This window comes from Sinorhizobium sp. NG07B (assembly GCF_002532005.1).
Classification (GTDB): domain Bacteria; phylum Pseudomonadota; class Alphaproteobacteria; order Rhizobiales; family Rhizobiaceae; genus Sinorhizobium; species Sinorhizobium fredii_C.
The window spans coordinates 107631-129166 of record NZ_NWTD01000010.1 but is presented as its reverse complement, the minus strand read 5'-3'; the positions used below and the strand labels follow the sequence as shown (position 1 = coordinate 129166).

Sequence of the window (21536 nt, the reverse complement as noted above, 5' to 3'; positions counted from 1 at the left end):
CGGCCTCCCTGTCATTGGACCGCAACCATCTATTTGGAACGACGTTCGACACTCGTCGACTGCATTGTCGACATCGCTACGGTTCGCCAACAGCTCGTTTTGTTAGTCAACGACCATACTCAGCTGTCGTCCGCCCGCAGCAACAGATTGTTCGGATCGACCACTGACCGTAGGAGATGGATATCTTCCTCATCGGGACTTGGCGTGACCGGAACCTGCGACAGGTCGCCGACATCAAACCCGGTCGAATCTCTCAATTCCTCGTCCGTGACGCCCGGATTAAGAGACTGAACGGTCATGCGGCCAGTGACCGGGTGAAAATTAAAAAAACAGAGCGGTGAGATAACAAGCACCGGACCACCTGTTTCAAGTCCAAGATTTCGCCGCCCGGCGCGGCCGCCGGGAAATCCCACACCGGAAACGTAATCAACCTTTTCCACGAATGTGCGTCGATCATGCTTTGGCATCATGACGATCTCGCGTCCAAACAAGACCATATGTTCAGGTTGAAGAATGGGGCCGACCAGACGTTTCTTAGGAATATCCTCGGAACCGATTTGCACGCTGTTCAGGTTTCCCCAACAATCGATCTGTGCGCCCGAACTGAAGCCGACAGTGACGTCCTGACGTTTGGGACTGTATTGCGATGGATAGTCCCTTGTCCGCGCCTCGCAGGGAATGTCCATGAGTGCCGGCGCGAATTCCTCATCCGGCAGCCGGTCGATCAGAGAAAAATCCGGGTTATGAATCCAGCCGGCGAGTAAGATCGTAAGGTCTGGTGCATGCCGTTTCTGCGCCAAACCCAGCGCAGCAAGCGGCACCCCCGTGGCGTAAAGCGCGGCATTCGAGCCAGTAGTTAGACCGGTAAATGCAACGTCATTATTTCGAAACGTTTTCGAAAGTGCACAGGCTATGAGTTCCGTCCGGCGATAGTTACTCTTGTTGTTCATTTTTATCTCCGGAGGTTGCAACCAGCGTCTGATATTCAGCCTCACCCTTGATGCCGAAAATCCACTTGCGGAGATATTGCTCAAATCCCTCCGGTGTGGCGGATGCCTCAACATAGAGCCCGTAGTGCGGCTTGTCGCTACCGTAGTAGCCGAGCATGGAGGTCGGATGCGCTCCGTTTGGCGCCTCCACTATGCAGGTCGTCCGGTAGGCCGGAATTTCCACTTCCCCCGCCCGTTGACGCAGCTCAGCATTGCTGATGATCTTCTCGACAGTTACGATCAGCGTGCTGCAAGAGCGACTCATGATGATATCGAGACTCTGAATAAGTTGGCGATCCTGCGGAATGATCGCGTTGCCATACTCGTCGCCGACCGATGTATGGATGACGACGACGTCAGGCTGAGCAGCGGGTATGGCGTAGAAATTTCTCCCGCTTATAGGGCAGACCGCTTGTTTGATGTCCGGATTTCGTTTCAAGATATCGTTCCCGGCCAAATAATAACACGGCCAGAAGGGCAGATTGTCCTGGCTCGCGCGAAAGCGATCGAACGCGGTGTATTCGCTGTAGTTCACGATCTCCAGCCGACCGGATTCGGCTAGACGCGCGGTATTTTTCGCCAAGCCGTAACTCTCGTGCCCAATGTAAGATGTTTCGAGCCTCTTTACGGCGCCGGCGCCGATGAGCATGTCCGCCTCAATGCCGCTGACATGTCCAACAATCGTGAGGTCACGCCGTTGCTTGCGCACGAGTTCGCGCACGAATGCCATCGGGTGCTGGTAGATGCCGAAACCTCCGAGCGCCAGACGCATCCCGTCACTGACCAGGTTCGTGGCATCTGAAAGCGATGTAAGCTTGGAGGTCCTCATGCCGGCGCCTTGTCCATAGGAGTAAGCGAATGAGGCTGATCCCCGATGTGCGCGTATTTGGCTCGTAAGTCGATCTTGTTGACTTTGCCGGCGGCATTGCGCGGCAAATTGTCCTCGTAAATGAAGTAGCGCGGTCTCTTGTACCCCGCCAGTCGGCTACGGCAATAGTCTGTCAGTTCCGCGTCCGAAAGTCTGGTTGTTCCCGCTGCAACGAGGATTGCGCAGGGAACTTCTTGGTAGCGACTGTCGGGAACGCCGATGACGGCAGCCTCGACAATGGCCTCGTGCTCCGAAAGAACGTTCTCTATTTCCGCCGGATAAATGTTTTCACCGGCACTTATTATCATGTCCTTCTTACGCCCAGTGATGAACATATAGCCTTCGCCGTTTACGCGCCCGACATCTCCCGTCTTGCACCAGCCATCGACAAAAGTCTCCTGCGTCGCTTCCGGCGCATTGTAGTAGCCAAGCGATACCGATGGGCTTCGCACCCATAATTCGCCATCTTCGCCGACGCCGACATCACGCTCGCCGTTTTGCTCGTCAACGATACGAATTTCCGTCAACGGCATCGGTCGACCAATGCTGCCGGGGTAACGGCGGGTGGCTTCAACATCCATGACGGTAACCAATCCACCTCCTTCGGTCAGACCGTAGACCTGTTCCATAGCAACCGATGGAAACTTTTTGACGAATTCGACGATCGCCCAATCCAAGATACCCGAGCCCCCGGTGTAGATTCGCTTAAGGTTTGATAAGCCTTTCGATAGCAGGTCCGGCCTTGAGAGGAATTCGTAGACCATGACCGGGAAAAGCAAAGCATCCGTGCATCTATGATGATCGATAATCTCAAGCGCCCGTTGCACGTCAAAGCCGCGGGACCGCATTATGACGCCATGTCCGCCGCATAGCAGGATCGGCATCATCCAATCCTCAAAGGACCCAACATGAAACATTGCGCCGGTGGCGAGATGGACGGAATTCTCGTCATAACGCCACTGCAGGATCTGCATCATTGCGAAATTCATTGTGTTAGCATGTGTCCACATCGCTCCCTTTGGCCGACCGGTGGTCCCGGACGTATACATGATCATGCACAGATCGTCGCTTTGCGGCACCGGATACCGCCGGTCGAGGGGTTCTGCCGTCTCAAGGATGTCGGAAGCCCGTGCGCGAAACTCAGGGACCACGCCATCGTATGGGAAGAAAACATATTCGCGAACAGCAATACCGGATTGGTGAGCGGCTAGCGTTTTTGCAAATGCATCGTGAGCGCAAAGTACACTGGTTCCTGAATCCGCTAGGGCAAAATTGAGTTCTTCAGCGGACAGGCGCCAGTTAAGACGAACCGCGACAGCGCCAATACGGGTTATCGCGAGATAAAGCGCCCAATATTCAAGTGAATTGTAGAGGAGAATTCCTACCCGATCGCCCTTCTTTACTCCTAGTGAGACCAATCCGCCGGCAAATCGGGCGACCCGATCGTTGAGTTGCCTATAAGTCCAGGTCTGTTCGACCTCAAGGGAGAGCGCCGGCCGGTCGGCACGATTGGCCCATGCTGGTTGCTCGATCCAGTCGATAAGTTGACATGTGTGCACGTATGTTCCTCCAAAAGGCAGCGCCCGGCTCAGGCTTATACGCTTGCCGCGACTTCACAGTGCAAGGCCGCGAGACTGCCTGAGCGTGAGGCGCACCCATCACAACTTCCTACCCAAGGTCGAAGACGTAGTCACACGTCTCCGTTCGCGTCCGACGGTCGGATTTCCTCCCGCGCCCCGAGCTGTTAGGTCATACGTTACGTATAATTGGTCAGGTGTCAAGTTGGTGCCGGTCGTTTAATTTCCATGTACGGTTTGGCATGGCTGGTGATCATCATAATTGGTTTTCGCCGACCCGATCACAAAGCACTTCGTCCAACCTAGAAGTTCACAACTGGCAGCTGGGTTCGGGCACGCTTCGGCTTCCACTTCAATGCTGGATCAACCCAGGCTCTCACAAAAAACGCACGAAGGTCAGCGACTTAGTTTAGACTACCGCATTGAGAACATGTGACTGGCCGGACGTCATATCCCGCTCAAGAGACGAGCGACCAGCTCGGACGTATTACGAACTCCGAGTTTTTGGATCATGTTTGCGCGGTGGACTTCAACTGTCCTTGGGGAACAGCCAATAGACCTTGCCATTTCTTTACTTGTGAAGCCATTGACGAGATAACGCGCAATTCGGGCTTCTGCGGCGGTGAGCCCGTGACCGTGGCTATGTTCTACGGCCACGGGGCGATACGACCAGACAGCCAATTCCTGTGGATCATTTTGCTCTATCGCTGCTCCATGCGCTTCCATCCAGACGACCTCTCCGTCCTTCCGACGCATGAAGCGGGCATCGCTGTAGACAGGATGGGTTTGCATCGCGCGACGAGCCTTCTCTCCGATGACCTCGTAATCAGTTGGGCCGGGATACAGTATCCTCATCGACTGTCCCTCAACCTCGTGAACAGACCAGCCGAAAACGGATTTAACGCGATGACTGGCGCGCAGGATGATGCGCTTAGACAGGACAAATGTCGCGTCGGGCGCGTGGAGGAAGCCGATGCGTTCAAGATTGCCCAAGGATGGCGCTTTCAACGGCCCTGACAAAAATGAATCCTCCCACTGTTGACCTAAGTATTCTTACGGATGGCTGCGTATGGCGCAATCCGCAATTCTCTGAGACACAACGTTCAGCGGAACGCTCAGGCGTCGCAGTGTTGAGGGAGATAGGATGAACAAGGTTTTTCCTAGTGCAGCAAATGCGCTGGATGGTGTGCTGTTTAATGGAATGACTATTGCTGCGGGTGGGTTCGGGCTGTGCGGAATACCAGAACTGTTGATTGCCGAAATCCGTGAGTCGGGAACCCGAGACCTCACGATAGCGTCAAACAACTGCGGCGTGGACGATTTCGGGCTTGGAATCCTGCTTAAGACGAAGCAGATCAAGAAGATGATTTCCTCGTACGTCGGCGAAAATGCCGAGTTCATGAGGCAGTATCTCAGCGGCGAGCTCGAGATCGAGTTTAGTCCGCAGGGAACACTTGCCGAACGCATGCGAGCCGGCGGAGCCGGAATTGCTGGCTTTTACACAAGGACGGGCGTGGGAACCGTTGTTGCTGAAGGCAAAGAAATAAAGAGCTTTGATGGGAGCGACTTTGTGCTGGAGAGGGGCATCGTCGCGGACCTGTCGATTGTGAAGGCATGGAAGTCGGACACGACCGGCAACCTCGTTTTTCGAAAAACAGCGCGCAATTTCAACCCACCCGCCGCGACCTGCGGAAAGATTTGCGTCGCGGAGGTTGAAGAGATTGTGCCGGTCGGCAGTCTCGACCCTGATGAGGTCCACCTTCCCGGAATTTACGTGCATCGAATCATTCGGGGCGAACACGAAAAGCGAATTGAACAACGCACAATACGCGCGACCGCCTAGGGAGGGAAGGAATGGCTTGGGATCGAAATCAAATGGCTGCGCGGGCAGCCCGTGAACTTGAAGACGGAGCGTATGTGAACCTCGGCATTGGAATTCCGACTTTGGTTGCAAACTACATTCCTGAAAATGTGCATGTAACGCTGCAGTCAGAGAATGGACTCCTAGGCATAGGCCCGTTCCCCACGGAAGATGCTGTCGACCCGGATCTGATCAACGCTGGCAAGCAGACCGTGACCGCGCTTCCGCATTCGTCGTTTTTCGATTCGGCTCAAAGCTTTGCAATGATCCGTGGCGGTAAGATCGCAATGGCGATCCTTGGGGCCATGGAAGTATCGGAGAACGGTGATCTTGCTAACTGGATGATCCCGGGAAAGCTGGTGAAGGGGATGGGGGGAGCGATGGATCTGGTTACAGGAGTAAGGCGTGTGGTGGTGGTCATGGATCACACCAACAAAGCAGGTGAATCTAAGATTCTCAAGAAATGCACCCTTCCGCTGACCGGGCAGCGAGTAGTCGACAGGATCATCACAAACCTTGGCGTGCTCGATGTCACGGAGCGCGGACTGCGACTCGTCGAACTTGCAGACGGCGTGGAAGAAGACACGTTGCGCGCTGCCACCGAGGCAACAATCATCAACTGATTTTCAGCAAGCTCTACCGTTTGCATTAGTCCAGTTTGTGGAGGAAAAATATGCCTGTATCCATCGTCATCGCCAGTGCGGCCCGTACGGCGGTCGGGTCGTTCAACGGCGCATTCGCCACTGTCCCCGCGCATGAGCTCGGAGCGACAGCGATCAAGGGCGCACTGGAGCGCGCCGGCATCGATGGCGCCGAAGTCGACGAGGTCATTCTCGGCCAGGTGCTGCAGGCCGGCGAAGGGCAGAACCCGGCCCGCCAGGCGGCCATGAAGGCAGGCGTTCCCAAGGAAGCGACGGCCTGGGCCGTCAACCAGCTTTGTGGTTCGGGCCTGCGTGCCGTTGCGCTCGGCATGCAGCAGATCGCGCTTGGCGACGCCAAGATCATCGTTGCGGGCGGCCAGGAGTCCATGTCGATGGCGCCGCATGCAGCGCATTTGCGCGGTGGCGTGAAGATGGGTGACATGAAGATGATCGACACTATGATCAAGGATGGGCTGACTGACGCCTTTTACGGTTATCATATGGGCGTGACTGCGGAGAATATCGCACGCCAATGGCAGCTTTCACGTGACGATCAGGACCAGTTCGCCGTCGGCTCTCAGAACAAAGCCGAAGCTGCTCAGAAGGCTGGCCGATTTAAAGACGAAATCATTCCTTTCGTCATTCAGGGTCGCAAGGGTGACGTCACCGTCGATGCGGACGAATATATCCGCCACGGTGCGACGCTGGAGGCGATGGCCAAGCTGCGTCCTGCCTTCGACAAGGACGGCACGGTAACGGCGGCAAATGCCTCGGGCCTTAACGACGGGGCTGCCGCAGCCGTGCTGATGAGTGAACCGGAAGCCTCGCGCCGCGGCATTCAGCCGCTTGCCCGCATCGTTTCCTGGGCGACGGCTGGTGTCGATCCGCAGGTTATGGGAACCGGTCCGATCCCTGCCTCGCGCAAGGCGTTGGAAAAGGCAGGCTGGTCCGTCGGCGATCTCGACCTTGTCGAAGCCAATGAGGCGTTCGCGGCCCAGGCCTGTGCCGTCAACAAGGATCTCGGCTGGAATCCTGACATAGTCAACGTCAACGGCGGCGCGATTGCAATCGGTCATCCGATCGGCGCGTCGGGTGCGCGCGTCCTCAACACGCTGCTCTTCGAGATGAAGCGCCGCGGTGCCAAGAAGGGTCTTGCTACACTCTGCATTGGTGGTGGCATGGGCGTCGCGATGTGCGTTGAAGCTATTTAAGAGGAAGGGTAATGACTACCTCTTGCTCACGGCTCAGTCATGTTCTGGTTCGGTGTGGATTCGAAACACGTAATGACGGAATAGAACGGGAGCAAGCACTAGCTATTGCCGATCTCCTTGAAAACAACAGCTTTTCCCTTGTTGGGCATCAAGGTGGCCCTTACCGTTTGTGCCTCGAAATGTCGAACGGCCGCTTGGCTTTGCATGTCGCAACGCACGAGGATTGCCATATTGTTAGCCACTATCTTTCGGCTACGCCTTACACACGGCTACTCCGGGATTACATAGACATTTGCAGCAGCTATCATAAGGCGAGCCGGTGTTTCGGCCCTGCGGGGCTGCAAACAATTGATATGGCCCGGCGAGGCATCCACAACGAAGCCGCAGAGCTCCTAAAAGAGAGGCTTTCGGGACGGGTAACAATCGATACTGAGACCGCCCGCCGACTGTTTACCCTGATCTACGCAATGCTTATGCGAGAGGCAGCCCACCCACTGCTTGTCGGTTTGAGCGAACCTGCCAAATGATTTTTCGCCTTGGGAAATGGGATTGATTGGTAGAGTCGTCATCCATGGCCTCGATCGAATCGGCGAGCGTTGCGCGCCTGGGCCAATCCCGGCCAAACAAATATGGAGTTCATTTCTTTCAGCCAGATGAGTGCTGGTGGGCGCGGTTTCCTTAAACACCGCGCGTGGGTTCCGGACGAAGCCTCTTTGGCTTTCGTCGGCGATTAAAGTACCCGCAATTTTTACACCGAATGTAGGCGGAAGGCGAAGCTTGGCTGCTTAGGCAGCATCGGTTGCTGATGCCGTGCTGAAGGCGACCGGCTGAATAATATCCTACGCTCTACAGCGTCAACAAGAGGCAAGGAACATGGTTGTTATCGGAGTCCTAAAGGAATCGCTCGAGCGTGAATCGCGCGTTGCCATGACACCGGAGTCTGCAATTCAAGTGCAGAAGCTTGGTCACAGTGTCGTCATCGAGGCGGGTGCAGGTAAGGCTGCTGGATTTTCTGATTCTGCCTATCGCGCGGCTGGTGTGACCGTTCTTGATATCGTTGAAGAACTCTTCGCCGCAGCCGATGTTGTGGCAAAGGTGCGCCCACCGGAAAGATCGGAGTTTGCGCAGTTGCGATGCGGTCAGACGCTGATCTCATTCTTCTATCCTGCTCAGAATAAGGAGCTTCTGGAGCAGGCGAGGGACAAAGGTGTCAATGTCCTCGCTATGGACATGGTGCCGCGCATCTCCCGCGCCCAGAAGATGGATGCACTGTCGTCGATGGCCAACATTGCCGGCTACCGCGCGGTGATCGAGGCCGGCAACAATTTTGGCCGCTTCTTCACTGGGCAGGTGACGGCCGCCGGCAAGGTGCCGCCAGCGAAGGTGCTGGTGATCGGCGCGGGCGTCGCCGGTCTGGCGGCGATTGGTGTCGCCACTTCGCTTGGCGCCCAGACCTATGCCTTCGACGTGCGCCCGGAGGTCGCCGAGCAGATCGAGAGCATGGGTGCGGAATTCGTCTATCTCGACTTCGACGGCGCTCAGCAGGACGGTGCGGTCACCGGGGGCTATGCGGCTCCGTCCTCGCCGGAGTTCCGCGAGAAGCAGCTTGCCAAGTTCCGCGAGCTTGCACCTGAAATCGACATCGTAATTAGCACCGCGCTGATCCCCGGCCGCGATGCGCCAAAACTTTGGCTGGCCGACATGGTGGCGGCGATGAAGGCCGGGTCCGTCGTTGTCGATCTCGCCGCCGAGCGCGGCGGTAATTGCGATCTCACCGTTCCCGACCAGAAGATTGTATCGCCGAACGGCGTCACCATTATCGGCTACACCGATTTCCCGAGCCGCATGGCGGCGCAATCCTCGGCGCTCTACGCCACCAACATCCGCCACATGCTGGCAGACCTGACGCCAGGCAAGGACGGCAAGATCGTCCACAACATGGAGGACGACGTTATCCGTTGCTCGACAGTCGCCTTCGAAGGGGCGATCACCTATCCGCCGCCACCGCCGAAGATCGCGGCGATCGCGACGCAGACGCGACAAAAGAAGGTGAAGGAACCGACGCCCGAAGAAAAGCGAGCCACCGAGTCTGCAGCCTTTAAGGCCCAGACCAAGAGCCAGCTGTCGCTGCTTGCCGTCGGCACAGGGCTGCTGCTTCTTGTCGGTGCTTTTGCGCCGACCGCCTTCATGAGCCACTTCGTCGTCTTCGTGCTCGCCTGCTTCGTCGGCTTTCAGGTCATCTGGAATGTCTCGCATTCGTTACACACCCCACTGATGGCCGTCACCAATGCGGTCTCGGGCATCGTTATTCTCGGGGCGCTGCTGCAGATCGGGTCTGGCAACTGGCTGGTGGTGCTGCTTGCAGCGCTCTCGGTGCTGATCGCCACAATCAACATCGTCGGGGGCTTCCTCGTCACTCGGCGCATGCTCGCCATGTTCCAGAAATCCTGATCGGGCAGGGGAATGATTATGATGATTGGTATCGTATCGGCCGCCTACATCGCGGCAGCCATTCTCTTCATCCTTTCGCTCGGCGGGCTTTCGGGCCAGGAAAGCGCAAAACGCGCCGTCTGGTACGGCATGACAGGCATGGGCCTTGCCATCGTCGCCACGGTCTTCGGACCTGACGTCGGTAACTGGTTCATCATCGCGCTGACGATTGCGGGCGGGACTGTGCTAGGCCACTTCGTCGCCTCTCGCGTCCAGATGACCGAGATGCCGCAGCTCGTTGCAGCACTCCATTCATTCGTTGGTCTCGCTGCCGTGTTCATCGGCTTCAACGCCCATATCGAAGCGGCGATGCGGCGGCTCGCACCACATTGACGGGCTTTGCCGCGATACTCGCGCACAAGGAGCCGGTGGAACTGTCGATCATGAAGGTCGAGGTCTTCCTCGGTGTGTTCATCGGCGCCGTCACCTTCACCGGTTCGGTCGTCGCCTTCGGCAAACTGGCCGGCAAGGTCGACGGGAAAGCAAAGAAGCTGCCGGGCGGACATTTCCTGAATGCGGGTGCAACCCTTCTGTCGCTCGTACTGCTGGTGCTCTACGTCAACGGTGCCGACACCTGGCCGCTGCTCGTCATGACGCTCGCCGCCTTCTTCATCGGCTATCACCTGATAACGGGCATCGGCGGCGCCGACATGCCGGTGGTCGTGTCGATGCTGAACAGCTATGCCGGCGACGCTCCTTGGAGATGTCATTGGCGATGCCGCTGTAATAACCGCTGTATTCCGGAAACTCTGGAAATAGAATGTACCCGGCTACATGCAAAAATCGCATAAGACTATTTATGGAACTAAGTACTTGATTTAAAAGACGATTCAGTGTGTTTCCACTGCATGCGAGTACCCATGATCTGATGCCTCCTCGCGACCTTACGACTCGAATTACGCTCTTTCGTCCCCAACATGTAACCCGAAGAAGCGCCGTATCTCGTCAGGGGCATGATTATTCAAGCCTTCCGCGCGCAATGCTTCATAGTAGCGGACCGAGGCAGGAGACATTTCCGGCGTTCCCCAATGGGGCGCAAGATGCTCGGCCCAAAGCTGAATTTCCCGCTCGCTTGTTTCGCCCTTGGGGCACAGAATACGCGCAGCAGCTAGGATCTGGAGGACGAGCTCTTTCTCTATAATTTCGTGCGGCTCTGACCAGTGCCGATTTCCATAGCAATCGGTATAGAAGCCAATTTGCTTTAACGTATCCAGGAGGTTGGTGTGCTATTTCGGTCAAAAATCGGGCCTAGATCATCGAGGGTGCGAGCGCCTTTGCTCGCAAGCTCAACAATGATCCAAGCAGCGTTCTTCGCGTCCGATAGTCTCGCCATGCTGCTATGAGAGTTTTATCGTCAGGTGCGACTGAGAGACCGCGGAGAATAGAAATCTTTCCTGCCTCCTCGATTGCTAGAATCGCAATCGAAAGAGCTGTTGGATATCTTCCATTTTCGAATAGAAGCTCCGCATCGTGTATAAGCCGCTTGGCATTTCTCGCCGCAGCGTTCATGCCATAGGCTATCTCTGCTGCTGACGATCGACCCTTATACTGCTCTGCCCTCCCGCTCTTCATTCACTCTCCTCCCTAAAAGAGCGTAGGTTCTTCAGCAAATTCGAGCGGCAGCAACATCATCGCCTCGCATGGGTAGGGCCTTTGCAGTTGCTTCGCATCCTTCCACTCGGCCGTGAGCCATAGCTCGATCTCGGCAGGTTCGGTCAGAATGACCGGCATTGCCTTGGGGTGGATCGGTTTCACGATCTCGTTGGCATCGCACGTCAGAAATCCGAAAAGCTCATGATCGCCGGCGCGCGGGTTCTTCATGGATCCGCGCTCTCCGTTCCAGGTCGTCCAGATTCCGGCAAAAAAGGCCAGCGGCTCGCTCTTGTCGAGTGCGAACCAGCGCGCCGTCTTCTTCGGCTTGGTGTCCTCATATTCACAGAACGCCGACCAGGGCACGATGCAGCGGTATTGGGGGTCCAACCATCGGCGCCAGTGCGGTGAGTCGACATTGCGGATATTGGTGACGCCGTAATCAGGCTTGCCCTTGGTGACGAAAGGCGGCGACGGCATCCCCCAGGTCAGATTCACCAACTCGCGTTCGCCGTCGGCGTTATTGCGGATGACCGGCCCGGGTTTGTCTGGAAACACTTCGGTGGTCGGATTCGCCCGATTGGTCATGTCGCTGTGCGGCCGCGCCGCGCGCCAGAGCTCATCAAATTCGACGGTGATCCGATATCGATTGCACATCCACCCACTCCGAGTCGCGGTCGATCCTGCCGATCCGCCATCCGTTGTTGCCTCTGTTCTCGCAGCGCGTACAACGAAGCATCGGCCGCAATTCGTCAAGGGTGGCTTCGCTCCCAAACTTGGATGCGAGCTCCCATCGGTTCACCCAATTGTTGTGATCGCAGGCGGCGCAGCGGGCGCCGAGGATCTGATCTTCGGCGAGGTCGGCCAGGCGCATGTGCCCGATACCACGATCAGGATCAATCGCGCTCCGCTCGGGGACCAAATCAATGCCGCGTCGGTGGCGCACAGCGCCCACCTCCTCCTCGCCGGGGCTTTCCTATAAAGATGGTATTATTACCGTCGCGATTTTCACACTGCCGACATCGCATCCTCGCCTCGAGGCGAAGGATTCTCTGTTTTTTGCCGAAGCGAGCGGCCAGAGCTTCCCGGTTAAGCCGGTCGATGTGCCCGCAGCGCCGGCACTTGCAAAGAACCTGACACCATTCGGGAAGATTCGCGAACGTGATCTCGTCGGGGCTGCCGGCTGGGGCCGCATCACCAGCCGGCTCAGTCGAGAGGCGGACAGCTCTCCCGGGGGCATTTCGTATGTGAGTTTGCAACGATCCCGGTAGAGATTGACGCTCTTCGAGCAGCCTATCGCAACCGCGAGCATACCGAGCAATGACGGCATACTGAGATCGCCGATCCGGTCAAAGAGCTCTTTGGCGTCGTATTGCCTTTTCACGCCGCACTCGCATGTGACGCGTATTTTCTTCCAGTACAGCCGCTCCGACAGCCACCATGCGCCTTCTCTAGGCATGTCTCAGCTCCAATCCGGACGGTGCTCCATGCAGAACCACCTCGGTTCAGCCTTCCCCGCCGCAAAGCCGATGCTGCCCCATTTCTTGCAGTCAGGATGCTCGCACCAGTGCTCGTGATGTACCGATTCCTTGCGCGCGCTCGAGCCGGCTTCATCGCTCATTCTCTGATACTCCTGCGGTCCTATGTGAATTTGTTCCTAAAATGTTCTCATTGGCGGCGCGTGTCAACGAGCGCGCCCTTGGTTGCAATTCGCGAGTCATGCTACCGAGAAAACCGCGCTAGACGCTCCAGGACTGAACGAATACAGGCAGGGAGCGCTTGGTTTGAGCGGTTGAACGCGTACAAGCCGGTTTTGGATCTCTTCTTCGTCTTTCCAACTGACCGCCAAGCGCTTCGATGGAGGGAGCAGTGGCTGATCAAATTGATAATGAGACCGAGGAGAAATCCGTCTTTCGCCAGAAGCGTGATCTCGTAGTCGCACGGAAAGAGCTCCGGGCTCTGCTCAGTCGGGCCGGTGAGGCCGAATTCCTCCAACTCATCTGGTCGTTGAATGCAATCGATCGCGGCGAGACCGAGCTCGCCAAAAGATTCGGCCCAAGTTTCACATTTAGTCAGATCTCGAAGGCGCGGGAGGAGTTCCAGTTCAATGGTTGGACACTTGAAACACTTGTGAATGAATATCTGTGCACGCCGCGTCACGCAGAAAATCTTACAGGCAAACCCACCAGACATCTTAATACCAACTCAGCAGACGCTGCATTTCATATGATCAGGACGATGGTGCGAGTTGAAAATGAAGAGGACGGTCTGTGGCTTCGGCGTGGCAATGTGCTCGACCTGGTGGGGCACATCGCGCAGCGCCAGTTTCCTTGGCAAAGAGGGTTCCACACCTATGTGGAGCTCTATCGGTCGGCATACATTTTCGATTTTCCGGAAGCGAGGACCGTCTTCGAGCATAAACACGGCCTGACAATCTCAGATTACCTGCGATGTGGCTTCGCCTTGGTAGCTCTCTGCCGAAACAATCCATTCGTTGCTTTGAGCGCAGATTTGAGCCAGGCGGGCATCAGCGATCAGATACGGGACTCCGTATTGCGGCTCATTTCCGAGCCAATCCTCAGCGCGCGGCGTCAAGCAGCGGCTCTACGGAACAATGGGGGCCTGACGGCCTACAAGCCGAGCGTCCTTCGAGCTCGACCCGCCGTGTCGTTTCCCCATCAGAGACGATTTATAGCTCCTTTGCCGGATCTCGTGAGCGCCCGTATCAGCAGCGGCATCTACTACGACATTGTCGGCGGGGCGGGCAGCATCAGTACGGGAATTGGCTCGAAATTTGAGGAATACAGCCGGCTGATATTGGGAAGGCTCCTAACCCAGACATCAGTCTTGCCCGAAAGCATCTACAAAATCGGGAAGAGGGAATTTCGAACGCCAGACATACTGCTCCAGCGGGGTGCGTCTATTGCAGCAGTCATTGAATGCAAGGCCAAGAAAGCACCTCATTCATCGAAATTTGCGGACGATCCCACCCAAAGTGCCGGGCTTGAGGAGCTAGCGTACGGCGTGTTTCAGATTTGGCGCTACTTCTCACATGTTCGTCGCGGCCTAATTCGCGAAAACCATGTTTCTGACGACGCGGTTGGCGTCCTCCTCACACTCGACACCTGGCTAGACATGTCTCGAAATGGTCGTAATCGGGTATTTGCGCTGGCCGAAGCAATGGCCACTTCGAAAGAACCCGACATTTTACCTGTAGACAGGCGACCTGTGGGTATCACGCACATTCAGGACCTGGAGGGAACTCTTTTCGCAGCATCAGACGAAAGCTTCTTTTCGGCGCTCGCGAATTGGACGACGACGCCCGAGTTTCAAGGATGGCACCTTTGGTCGACTCACTCAAAGGAGCCAGAGCAGAGGACAGGTGGAGAAAGGACTTTGCGTAGCTTTCCCTTGCCCGAAGCGCTTTCATGGTGGACCGATCTGCGTCGATCATCCGGCGGGTAGCAGCGCAATCTGTCCTCTCCGGTGAGAGCTCATCGCATGCACTTCATGCAAAGCTGCGATGTAACCGAGGGTACTATGCAATGATGGCGGATGATTTATCCTCTCCCTTGTTAACCGCAGTACCTCCTCCCACTGCGCAAGACGTTGATCGGCTCCCCTCCTCCTCCCAAGGTGCCGATCAAGTTCAAAGACCCCGACGCCTCCTCCCGGCTCGGGGTCTTTTTATTGCGGTCATTCATCTTCAGGGAAAAAGCCCAGGGATCGGGCCTGTGCGAGAGCGGCGCTCTTATCTTGTGGCAGCCACCACGTCTTCTCTTCTGGCCACCACCGAGCGCCGATGCTTTTTGCTTCTTCCTTCCTCTCGAAAGGGACCTTGAGGCGAACACGGGCGACTGGAACGGCATCGTCGGTGTCTTTGACCGGCTCCCGCTTCCCCTTTCCACGTTTGCGATCAAGAGCGGCCAGCGCCGCGTCAATGTTGGGATCATCGAGCGGGCGCAAGTCCACTAGCGCCTCCCATGCCGGAGCGTCGATCTTCCGCCAGGTCTTAAATGTGCCGGGAACCCGCACTTGCGCCAGTCCTTCTTTCGAGGCGCCATCCAGACTATAAACATCCATAAGCGCGGTAGGGCTGCCAAAATAGGGAGCGGGCTTTGTCATTTCACCGATCCGGATTACACGCGCGCAGGTCCCGCCCCAGGTAGTGCGGCGTATCCAAAATCCCGGCCCCCCGTGCTCGACGAACATTTCGTAGACGTTCTGGCCGGTGCTTTTCTGCCAATCATTGCTACCCATTGGCCTCCCCTTGTGTGCGATACGGACGCGAACATCCGATTTAGCATCAGCGAACGCTCGCGCTGCTAGTGCTTTCTTCAATTTCATCACGTAAGGGTTCAATACTGCACGTGCAGTAATCGAGGGGGTTGAGATGCGGACTCTTTGGCTGGCTTTGATTGTATTAAGCGCATGCGCGCCGCTCGGGGCAGCGCTCGCAGAGGAAATCGTGATCGAGGCATATGGTGGTAGCGGCGGAACAACTGGCTCCTCTTCAGGCGAGCCTGGTGGCGCAGGCGGCTATGCCGAAACTAACGCCACCTATGGCGACCTTGAAAAAAGCTCCGAAAAGGAAACGATCGAGCGCGACGCTACGAGGAGCACAGAACGGGCCGGCCACCGCCATTAAACGGCTGAGCGGCTCCATATCCCCCAACTAGGGGTCGGTTCGGGTACGGGGCGAAATGACACCGTATGGTTTGTCCAACTGTCCCAATTGAACCCTCGCGGAGTTCGAGGTCGGAAAGGCTTTGATTTTTAAGAGCCGCTTTTTGTCCAAAACAGACTACAGCTCCGGCTGTTCTTCGATCCTCACGTAGTCTGCCTTTGCGGCGTGCTGCTAGTAAACGAGCCTGCCAGAAATTCGCAATTGCCGGGCGTCAGGGGCGACCGCCCCTGACGGTTAGGTGTTCTCAGAATAGGTTGCGATCGTCGCTCCTCGGATCGCTGTTTACCTGGTGCGCCATGTAGAGCTCGGAGCGAGCCCTTCGTCGCCAAGGCCGCGCCGGATGTTCCGGATCAGTCCTGATGTCGGCGATCGCGATAGCGGGTGCGCCGCTCGCCGGGCATTGTGCTGCCCATTGCCCATCTGGCGCCGCTATTCCCGAAGGGATCACCACGCTTTGCGGCGCATGGGCAGAGTAACTGACCCAGTACGTGTTACTTGCTGCGTGCCCCAACACTTCTGCTGCGAAAGCTGGCGCAGCAGAAGGCGTTTCACCTGTGGTCGAGAACATGACGCAATCGACGTCCAGTTTTTCGTACTCGGCGAATATTTCCGGATAGTGCGTCTCCATGCCGAGTGCGCATCCGAAGCGGACACCATCAATCTCAAACATCACCGGATTTTTCCCCGGCGCGTACATGAAGGAGATCTTGGTATTCGACAGCATGCGCTCATCATAGCGCGTCACCAGGTCGCCGCGATCGGAGACAACATACAGGCTGTTATGCGGTCTATGTGGCTCGGTGAGCTGATGCACCGAGCCGAACACGGTCCAAAGCCTTAGCTCTCGCGCAAGCTTGACGGTTGCGTCCAGCTCCGCGCGCAGCACCGCCCATTCGAAACGGGTCCAGTCGGAAGGACCGATTTCCTTCGGTCCGACTTCGGACATGACGCGCTTGTTAGGTGAGCAAGTTGCTCCCTCGGGGAAATGTATAAGTCGCGCGCCGGCGGTATGGGCCTCACGCATCAAGCGCCGCATCTCCACTCCGCTGGAACGAAATCCGGAAATGTCGCGAGGATCATTGAAAAGCGACGTCTGGGCTACGGCCAACCGCACTGAGTTGGCCTCAGAACGGTCTGGCGATGTGTGGCGCATATGTCTGAGAGCTGCGGTGTAAGACTCGCCCGTCTTCGCTGCGCGAGCACGTACACGACGTTTGAAACTTCCGTTTTGGGTCATTGTCAGGGCCTTTCGCGTCATGGTCGGAGTTCCCCAGCAACTACGGCCGAAACGATCGGTCCAAGACAGCGACCCGAGACTTGAAGTCCCTTTGCCTCCATTTAAGACCGTGCTGGGGAGGGTCCCGGGAGGTTCGGCGGCAGGCCACGCCGGAGCCAAGGATGCGCATCCCGCCCTGATTCGTCAACGCCGGGTCGGGAACGCGTTTGCCTCTTTACATGCTGCGCGGCGCGCTTCAGATTGCTTGGACAACCTCAGACTGCATCCGGACCGAGGACTTGGCATGATGACCGATCCGAATGCGTATTATTGCGGGGGCCTCGGCGTCGAGCTTTACGACCTGTTTACAGGAGGGGGACTGCTCACCGGCGACGTCGAATTCTACCTGGATTCGGCGCGACGCTTTGGTGGCCCGATCCTTGAGCTCGGGACCGGAACCGGGCGCGTATTGATGCCGTTGGCGGATGCAGGCCATAAGGTTGTGGGAATGGATATTTCCCGTCCCATGCTGGATCGAGCCGCTGCCAAGCTCCGCGAGCGGCCTGAGCTGACCAGTCGTGTCCGCCTCGTCGAAGGTGACATGACGAGCTTCGACTTGGAACAACGGTTTGCGCTCGCCCTCGTGCCGGCGCGAAGCTTCCAGCACGTGGTCACGCCGGAAGGGCAACGGCTGGCGCTGAATTGCATTCGGCGCCACCTCATGCCCGGCGGCCATCTGATCCTGGACCTCTTCGATCCGAACTTCGAACTGCTGTTTGGAAACGACAGCAAGGCGCCGCCGCGTGAGGCGCAGCATCCCCGCTCAGGCCATCTGATCCGCAGGACGGTCGTGGCCCGCAGCACCGACCCCTTTCAGCAGACGGTCCATGAAGTCCTTCGTTTCGAAGAATTCGATGGAGCGGGAAATGTCGTGGGCTCCGAAGAAACGTCGTGGTCGCTGCGCTGGAACCTGCGGCAGGAAACGGCCTACTTGCTCGAACTCACCGGTTTCGAGGTGATCGATCTTTATTCCGATTTCGGCGGATCACCGCCTGATTACGGCCGGGAACAGCTTTGGGTCGCGCGCGCCAGACAATGACGCTCAGCCACGCAGAGCCATTCAACATTGAAGCTTGCAAATGAAAGCCAACCTTCCCGAACTCCGAAGCGCCCGTCTCATCCTCCGCAGTCCCATCCGCGAAGATGTGGACGTGCGCCTTGCGCTCGGGCGGCACAAGGAAATCGTCGAGGCATATGGCGGCACCTTCGATCCTGAGGTGCCCTTTACGAGGGAGCACGCGGAAGCCGCCATTCGCCTCATTGAGGAGCAGGAATATGCATGGGCGATCGATGCTGGCCGCTTCATCGGTCATGTCCGCTTTCACAGCATTGACAGGCACGACAAGCGCGCCGCCCTCGCTATCGGCATCGATGACCCCACATATCTTGGCAGGGGATATGGGACAGAAGCGATCAGGCTCGCTCTGGCTTATGCATTCTCAACCGGCCTACACCGCATTTCGCTGCGGGTGCTGGCTAGCAACGCCCGCGCGATCGCTTGCTATCGTAAGTGCGGATTCCTCGAGGAAGGGCGAGAGCGGGAATCAGCCTTCATCAACGGCAGATGGGAAGACGACTTGATCATGGGGGTGCTTGACAGAGAGTTCGCCCCGGCCTGAGTGACCGCCTGTTCTCTGCCTTACGTTGCCTTTCGAGGAATGCGAAACAAGCGCCAAGAGCCGTCATCAGCAGGCCGATAGGTGCATGACTCATTTCGACCCCGTTGCCGACCTTGGCTCAGTTACCGACAATAATCGCTAGCCAGTAGGGGGATTCTCTAACCGATGAATTATCTAGCTACGAAAATCCGCGTGACCTGCGATGAAACGACGGTCCGAGCATGGGCTGCCTACATGATCGAGCATCTCGAAGAGGTCTCCGTAGCTCTGCGGAATGAGAACGTGCGGCATGAAATGTGGTTTATGGGCAGGGATTGTTCGCTGTTCATCGTGGGGGTTATGGACGTTGATGACCACCCCGCCTCGCAAGCACTGGCAGCCAAGTCAGGGCTATCGGTAGACGAAGTACACAAGAATTTCAAAGCGCACTGGGACAAAGCCAGCGCCGAAAGGCTCAGCATTGATCCAGCCAGAATTCCTCGACTCGATGATTGCGAATTACTTTTCGAAGCGTATGCCTGACGCCCGCTTCCCACCCGAGTTGAACCTTACATTCTGATGTGCGAGGTCCGCTTCGGGCCGACTGCCGCCTTGGCAGAGAAGCGCCAACAGCGGTCATTGCCACGGATATGGGGAAGCAAGTAGTCAGTTTCTGGAGCATGCTGGTTAATGAGGTGACGCGTGGATGCCACGATACGTTTCTCTGGGCGATGCAGCGGCCCTTCTCGCGAAAGTCCAGCGCGTGCTGGTTATAGGATGTTCGGGCGGAGGCAAGACGACGTTCTCTGCAAAGATCGCGGCGTACCGCCATCTGGAATTCCAGTCGCTTGACCGGGATGTACGATGGCTTCCTGGGTGGAAAGAGCGTGATAGAAGTGAACAACGAGACATCATCGCGCACTTGGTTCAACGCGAACGTTGGGTCATGGATGGCAGCGGGGCATCTTCATTCGACATCAGGCTACCGCGAACTGAACTGATAATATGGGTGCGGGTGCCTAGACGTACCGCGCTGCTCGGCCTGTTGAAACGTGTTTCTCGTTACTACGGTTCAGTTCGCCCAACGATGGCGGACGGCTGCCCTGAACCGCTGCCTGATCGACAGTTCCTGTCCTACATTTGGAATTCGAGAAGCGGTACGCGCCTCTTTTTGTGAAACAGATCGACCAACATGGGCGGGATGTTCCTGTGGCGGTGCTTCGCTCTCATCGCGAGATGGAGGCACTTCTTCAATCGGCTGCTCAGCACAGCCACTCTGCGGCGTGACCGCTTCGGGCCGACCAGCCGCCATGACGTAGGAGCGGACTTTGCTGCCGTTGCATCCATTCTGCTTACCGCCTCGCCAGCATTGGTAAGATCAAGCCCCATCGGGTCTCTTGAGGTGGTCCAGACGGTTCGAAGCCCAACTTCTTGTAGACGGCTATCGCCCGTTCATTGTCTGGATGCGGATCGGTCGCGATCACAGGTGCGCCCTCATCGAAAAGAGCCTGCATCCTCATTCCGATAAACGCTGAACCGTGTCCAACGCCGACCATTTCGGGGTCTCCGATATATTGATCAATTCCCCGCGACCCTTTGGGAAGACCGACAAAATGGTGATTGTCCCATCCGTGCACCGTGTAGTCCTGCATGAACGCAAAGGGCCGTTCGTTAATTGAAATGATCCAGCGAGTCACCCGAGGATCAACCAGTTCTGCTTCACCATACGGCTCACCAGAACCCCACCATTCCAGGACATGCGGGTTCGACCGCCACGCCTTCAGTAGAGCGAGATCGTCCAGGGTCGCTCTGCGAAACTCGTACGGATTGGGAGCGGACATTAGATCACTCTAGCAGATTGTGCGACGGAGAGCATGGGCCGAAGGCGACGGGGCAGGATGGGCTTGGAAGCGCCAAAAGCGGTCATCGCCCGCCCAGGCTTAATTTGTGCCTCTGGGATAGGACAGTAGTCCCGGATCAATCGCCGACCACTCCACCTTGGATTGGCACCAGCTTTGAGAAGCGGGCCGAACCAGCGACGGCTGGTCGATAATACCGGCCTTTACATAAACCCGGCCCGGATGCTGAGGGGAAGTCCCATACAGCGGAGAACCGCATTTCGAACAAAAGTGTCGTGTCAGTTCGTTGCCGCTGTCCGCAGTCTTTGTGAACGAGCCAACCTCGCCGGAAATAACGCGAAACTCGCCGACCTCGAACGGAATGTTGACGCCGAAGGCGCTTCCAGTGGATTTGCGGCAGTCTTCGCAATGACAATACCCGCCTGGTCCAACTGGTTTACCGCACGATATCCTGACCGCTCCACAAAGGCATGTTGCTGTAACCTCTTCAGACATGGTTCGGCCTTTTTCTCCAGCTTAAACTTATGCTTGTATGCCCAGACCTACCACTTTTTCGAATGCCCGCAATGGGCCGAAGGCGGTCATCACACGCTGTTGCAGGCCCCCAGCCGGAACCGACCTGAACTACTGATGGCAAGCAGTGTCCGCTAAAAAGCGGGCACTGCCAGGCATGCGCCTAGACCCCCTTTTAACGTGGGTTTTAAATTCGACAGATTGGCTACCAGTCCCAGGTTTGGCGACTGTACCAATCGTCGATGTCGCGGCGCACCCGATCCTTTTCGATGCCGTAGCGTTCCTGAATTTTCCCTTCGAGCTGGTCGCGGTTCGACAATCGAGAGTTGGTCGTGGCAAGTCGCTAGCCCTTCTTGTCATGCACCAAGGGGCCGTC

The 21536-nt window shown here is 57.0% G+C and carries 22 protein-coding genes and 3 pseudogenes; 13 read left to right on the top strand and 12 right to left on the bottom strand.

The features are described from left to right. Positions 1 to 119: 119 nt before the first annotated feature. From CO664_RS24525 to CO664_RS24510, 4 genes are all read right to left on the bottom strand, one after another. Positions 120 to 950 carry a hypothetical protein gene (locus CO664_RS24525; protein WP_097540208.1) on the bottom strand — a complete coding sequence of 277 codons (831 nt, stop codon included), beginning with the start codon at positions 948 to 950 and terminating at the stop codon, positions 120 to 122. After that, positions 934 to 1818, bottom strand: a complete 885-nt coding sequence (locus CO664_RS24520) for a CoA-transferase (protein WP_097540207.1) — start codon at positions 1816 to 1818, stop codon at positions 934 to 936. Before CO664_RS24520 ends, CO664_RS24525 begins: the two co-directional genes overlap by 17 nt. After that, positions 1815 to 3416, bottom strand: coding sequence for an AMP-binding protein (locus CO664_RS24515; protein ID WP_097540206.1), 1602 nt, complete (start codon positions 3414 to 3416; stop codon positions 1815 to 1817). The genes CO664_RS24520 and CO664_RS24515 overlap by 4 nt, the downstream gene beginning before the upstream one ends. 465 nt (positions 3417 to 3881) lie before the next feature. Further along, positions 3882 to 4427: a LuxR C-terminal-related transcriptional regulator gene (locus CO664_RS24510; protein WP_202859988.1), complete on the bottom strand. Its 546-nt coding sequence runs from the start codon at positions 4425 to 4427 to the stop codon at positions 3882 to 3884. 151 nt (positions 4428 to 4578) lie between these two features. On the opposite strand from CO664_RS24510, the gene CO664_RS24505 reads away from it, so the two are divergent. From CO664_RS24505 to CO664_RS24480, 6 genes and pseudogenes are all read left to right on the top strand, one after another. Further along, positions 4579 to 5277: a CoA transferase subunit A gene (locus tag CO664_RS24505; RefSeq protein WP_097540204.1), complete on the top strand. Its 699-nt coding sequence runs from the start codon at positions 4579 to 4581 to the stop codon at positions 5275 to 5277. 11 nt (positions 5278 to 5288) lie between these two features. Then, on the top strand, positions 5289 to 5918 hold the full coding sequence (locus CO664_RS24500; protein ID WP_097540203.1) for a CoA transferase subunit B: 630 nt from the start codon (positions 5289 to 5291) through the stop codon (positions 5916 to 5918). 50 nt (positions 5919 to 5968) lie between these two features. Then, on the top strand, positions 5969 to 7147 hold the full coding sequence (locus CO664_RS24495) for an acetyl-CoA C-acetyltransferase (protein ID WP_097540202.1): 1179 nt from the start codon (positions 5969 to 5971) through the stop codon (positions 7145 to 7147). A gap of 11 nt (positions 7148 to 7158) precedes the next feature. Further along, a complete protein-coding gene (locus CO664_RS24490; RefSeq protein WP_097540201.1) occupies positions 7159 to 7674 on the top strand; it encodes a UPF0262 family protein in 516 nt (171 codons plus the stop codon). A gap of 346 nt (positions 7675 to 8020) precedes the next feature. Then, complete coding sequence (locus tag CO664_RS24485; RefSeq protein WP_097540200.1) at positions 8021 to 9598, top strand: Re/Si-specific NAD(P)(+) transhydrogenase subunit alpha; 1578 nt, start codon at positions 8021 to 8023, stop codon at positions 9596 to 9598. 18 nt (positions 9599 to 9616) lie between these two features. Further along, positions 9617 to 10326, top strand: a pseudogene (locus tag CO664_RS24480) (NAD(P)(+) transhydrogenase (Re/Si-specific) subunit beta); the annotation flags it as partial. Positions 10327 to 10885: 559 nt separating this feature from the next. Here the strand turns inward: CO664_RS24480 and CO664_RS24475 are convergent. The 3 genes from CO664_RS24475 to CO664_RS24465 are packed head-to-tail and all read right to left on the bottom strand — an operon-like array spanning position 10886 to position 12173. Next, on the bottom strand, positions 10886 to 11209 hold the full coding sequence (locus tag CO664_RS24475) for an AbiV family abortive infection protein (protein ID WP_097540199.1): 324 nt from the start codon (positions 11207 to 11209) through the stop codon (positions 10886 to 10888). Between the two features lie 12 nt (positions 11210 to 11221). Then, positions 11222 to 11884, bottom strand: a complete 663-nt coding sequence (locus tag CO664_RS24470) for an SOS response-associated peptidase (protein ID WP_097540198.1) — start codon at positions 11882 to 11884, stop codon at positions 11222 to 11224. Next, positions 11850 to 12173 (bottom strand): hypothetical protein, encoded by a 324-nt coding sequence (locus CO664_RS24465; protein ID WP_097540253.1) that lies wholly within the window; start codon positions 12171 to 12173, stop codon positions 11850 to 11852. Before CO664_RS24465 ends, CO664_RS24470 begins: the two co-directional genes overlap by 35 nt. On the opposite strand from CO664_RS24465, the gene CO664_RS30835 reads away from it, so the two are divergent. Continuing rightward, entirely contained in the window at positions 12154 to 12498 is a 345-nt protein-coding gene (locus tag CO664_RS30835; protein WP_176536659.1) for a hypothetical protein, read from the top strand. The genes CO664_RS24465 and CO664_RS30835 overlap by 20 nt on opposite strands. Before the next feature lie 191 nt (positions 12499 to 12689). Here CO664_RS30835 and CO664_RS30830 read toward each other — a convergent pair whose 3' ends face one another. Then, complete coding sequence (locus CO664_RS30830) at positions 12690 to 12848, bottom strand: hypothetical protein (RefSeq protein ID WP_097540197.1); 159 nt, start codon at positions 12846 to 12848, stop codon at positions 12690 to 12692. 248 nt (positions 12849 to 13096) lie between these two features. Here CO664_RS30830 and CO664_RS24450 point away from each other — a divergent pair, with 248 nt between their 5' ends. Next, positions 13097 to 14692 (top strand): hypothetical protein, encoded by a 1596-nt coding sequence (locus CO664_RS24450; protein ID WP_097540196.1) that lies wholly within the window; start codon positions 13097 to 13099, stop codon positions 14690 to 14692. A 231-nt stretch (positions 14693 to 14923) separates the two neighbouring features. Here CO664_RS24450 and CO664_RS24445 read toward each other — a convergent pair whose 3' ends face one another. Beyond that, a complete protein-coding gene (locus tag CO664_RS24445) occupies positions 14924 to 15487 on the bottom strand; it encodes a DUF5710 domain-containing protein (RefSeq protein ID WP_141471772.1) in 564 nt (187 codons plus the stop codon). A 133-nt stretch (positions 15488 to 15620) separates the two neighbouring features. Between CO664_RS24445 and CO664_RS24440 the strand changes: the two genes are divergently transcribed. Beyond that, positions 15621 to 15875 (top strand): hypothetical protein, encoded by a 255-nt coding sequence (locus CO664_RS24440; protein WP_097540194.1) that lies wholly within the window; start codon positions 15621 to 15623, stop codon positions 15873 to 15875. Between the two features lie 283 nt (positions 15876 to 16158). On the opposite strand, the gene CO664_RS24435 is transcribed toward CO664_RS24440, so the two are convergent. Next, a complete protein-coding gene (locus CO664_RS24435; RefSeq protein WP_097540252.1) occupies positions 16159 to 17151 on the bottom strand; it encodes a carbon-nitrogen hydrolase family protein in 993 nt (330 codons plus the stop codon). A 286-nt stretch (positions 17152 to 17437) separates the two neighbouring features. Between CO664_RS24435 and CO664_RS24430 the strand changes: the two genes are divergently transcribed. The 4 genes and pseudogenes from CO664_RS24430 to CO664_RS24415 all read left to right on the top strand — a co-directional run bounded on the left by CO664_RS24430 (position 17438) and on the right by CO664_RS24415 (position 20075). Then, positions 17438 to 18229, top strand: coding sequence for a class I SAM-dependent methyltransferase (locus CO664_RS24430; protein ID WP_158254939.1), 792 nt, complete (start codon positions 17438 to 17440; stop codon positions 18227 to 18229). 40 nt (positions 18230 to 18269) lie between these two features. Then, positions 18270 to 18809, top strand: a complete 540-nt coding sequence (locus CO664_RS24425; RefSeq protein ID WP_097540192.1) for a GNAT family protein — start codon at positions 18270 to 18272, stop codon at positions 18807 to 18809. A gap of 165 nt (positions 18810 to 18974) precedes the next feature. Continuing rightward, positions 18975 to 19331 (top strand): DUF6176 family protein, encoded by a 357-nt coding sequence (locus tag CO664_RS30825; RefSeq protein ID WP_158254938.1) that lies wholly within the window; start codon positions 18975 to 18977, stop codon positions 19329 to 19331. A 163-nt stretch (positions 19332 to 19494) separates the two neighbouring features. After that, positions 19495 to 20075 (top strand): annotated as a pseudogene (locus CO664_RS24415) (AAA family ATPase). A 65-nt stretch (positions 20076 to 20140) separates the two neighbouring features. Here CO664_RS24415 and CO664_RS24410 read toward each other — a convergent pair. Then, the gene (locus CO664_RS24410; protein WP_097540190.1) at positions 20141 to 20629 is read right to left on the bottom strand and encodes a GNAT family N-acetyltransferase; all 489 of its coding nucleotides are present in this window, start codon (positions 20627 to 20629) and stop codon (positions 20141 to 20143) included. A gap of 736 nt (positions 20630 to 21365) precedes the next feature. Then, positions 21366 to 21473, bottom strand: a pseudogene (locus CO664_RS24400) (CsbD family protein); the annotation flags it as partial. Between the last annotated feature and the right edge of the window lie 63 nt (positions 21474 to 21536).

Bases quoted from the DNA above. Each gene is read 5' to 3' on its own strand.
- CO664_RS24525 (WP_097540208.1), bottom strand. From the start codon at position 950: ATGAACAACAAGAGTAACTATCGCCGGACGGAACTCATAGCCTGTGCA.
- CO664_RS24520 (WP_097540207.1), bottom strand. From the start codon at position 1,818: ATGAGGACCTCCAAGCTTACATCGCTTTCAGATGCCACGAACCTGGTC.
- CO664_RS24505 (WP_097540204.1), top strand. From the start codon at position 4,579: ATGAACAAGGTTTTTCCTAGTGCAGCAAATGCGCTGGATGGTGTGCTG.
- CO664_RS24500 (WP_097540203.1), top strand. From the start codon at position 5,289: ATGGCTTGGGATCGAAATCAAATGGCTGCGCGGGCAGCCCGTGAACTT.
- CO664_RS24495 (WP_097540202.1), top strand. From the start codon at position 5,969: ATGCCTGTATCCATCGTCATCGCCAGTGCGGCCCGTACGGCGGTCGGG.
- CO664_RS24490 (WP_097540201.1), top strand. From the start codon at position 7,159: ATGACTACCTCTTGCTCACGGCTCAGTCATGTTCTGGTTCGGTGTGGA.
- CO664_RS24485 (WP_097540200.1), top strand. From the start codon at position 8,021: ATGGTTGTTATCGGAGTCCTAAAGGAATCGCTCGAGCGTGAATCGCGC.
- CO664_RS24475 (WP_097540199.1), bottom strand. From the start codon at position 11,209: ATGAAGAGCGGGAGGGCAGAGCAGTATAAGGGTCGATCGTCAGCAGCA.
- CO664_RS24470 (WP_097540198.1), bottom strand. From the start codon at position 11,884: ATGTGCAATCGATATCGGATCACCGTCGAATTTGATGAGCTCTGGCGC.
- CO664_RS30835 (WP_176536659.1), top strand. From the start codon at position 12,154: ATGCCGCGTCGGTGGCGCACAGCGCCCACCTCCTCCTCGCCGGGGCTT.
- CO664_RS30830 (WP_097540197.1), bottom strand. From the start codon at position 12,848: ATGAGCGATGAAGCCGGCTCGAGCGCGCGCAAGGAATCGGTACATCAC.
- CO664_RS24445 (WP_141471772.1), bottom strand. From the start codon at position 15,487: ATGGGTAGCAATGATTGGCAGAAAAGCACCGGCCAGAACGTCTACGAA.
- CO664_RS24440 (WP_097540194.1), top strand. From the start codon at position 15,621: ATGCGGACTCTTTGGCTGGCTTTGATTGTATTAAGCGCATGCGCGCCG.
- CO664_RS24435 (WP_097540252.1), bottom strand. From the start codon at position 17,151: ATGACCCAAAACGGAAGTTTCAAACGTCGTGTACGTGCTCGCGCAGCG.
- CO664_RS24430 (WP_158254939.1), top strand. From the start codon at position 17,438: ATGACCGATCCGAATGCGTATTATTGCGGGGGCCTCGGCGTCGAGCTT.
- CO664_RS24425 (WP_097540192.1), top strand. From the start codon at position 18,270: ATGAAAGCCAACCTTCCCGAACTCCGAAGCGCCCGTCTCATCCTCCGC.
- CO664_RS30825 (WP_158254938.1), top strand. From the start codon at position 18,975: ATGAATTATCTAGCTACGAAAATCCGCGTGACCTGCGATGAAACGACG.
- CO664_RS24410 (WP_097540190.1), bottom strand. From the start codon at position 20,629: ATGTCCGCTCCCAATCCGTACGAGTTTCGCAGAGCGACCCTGGACGAT.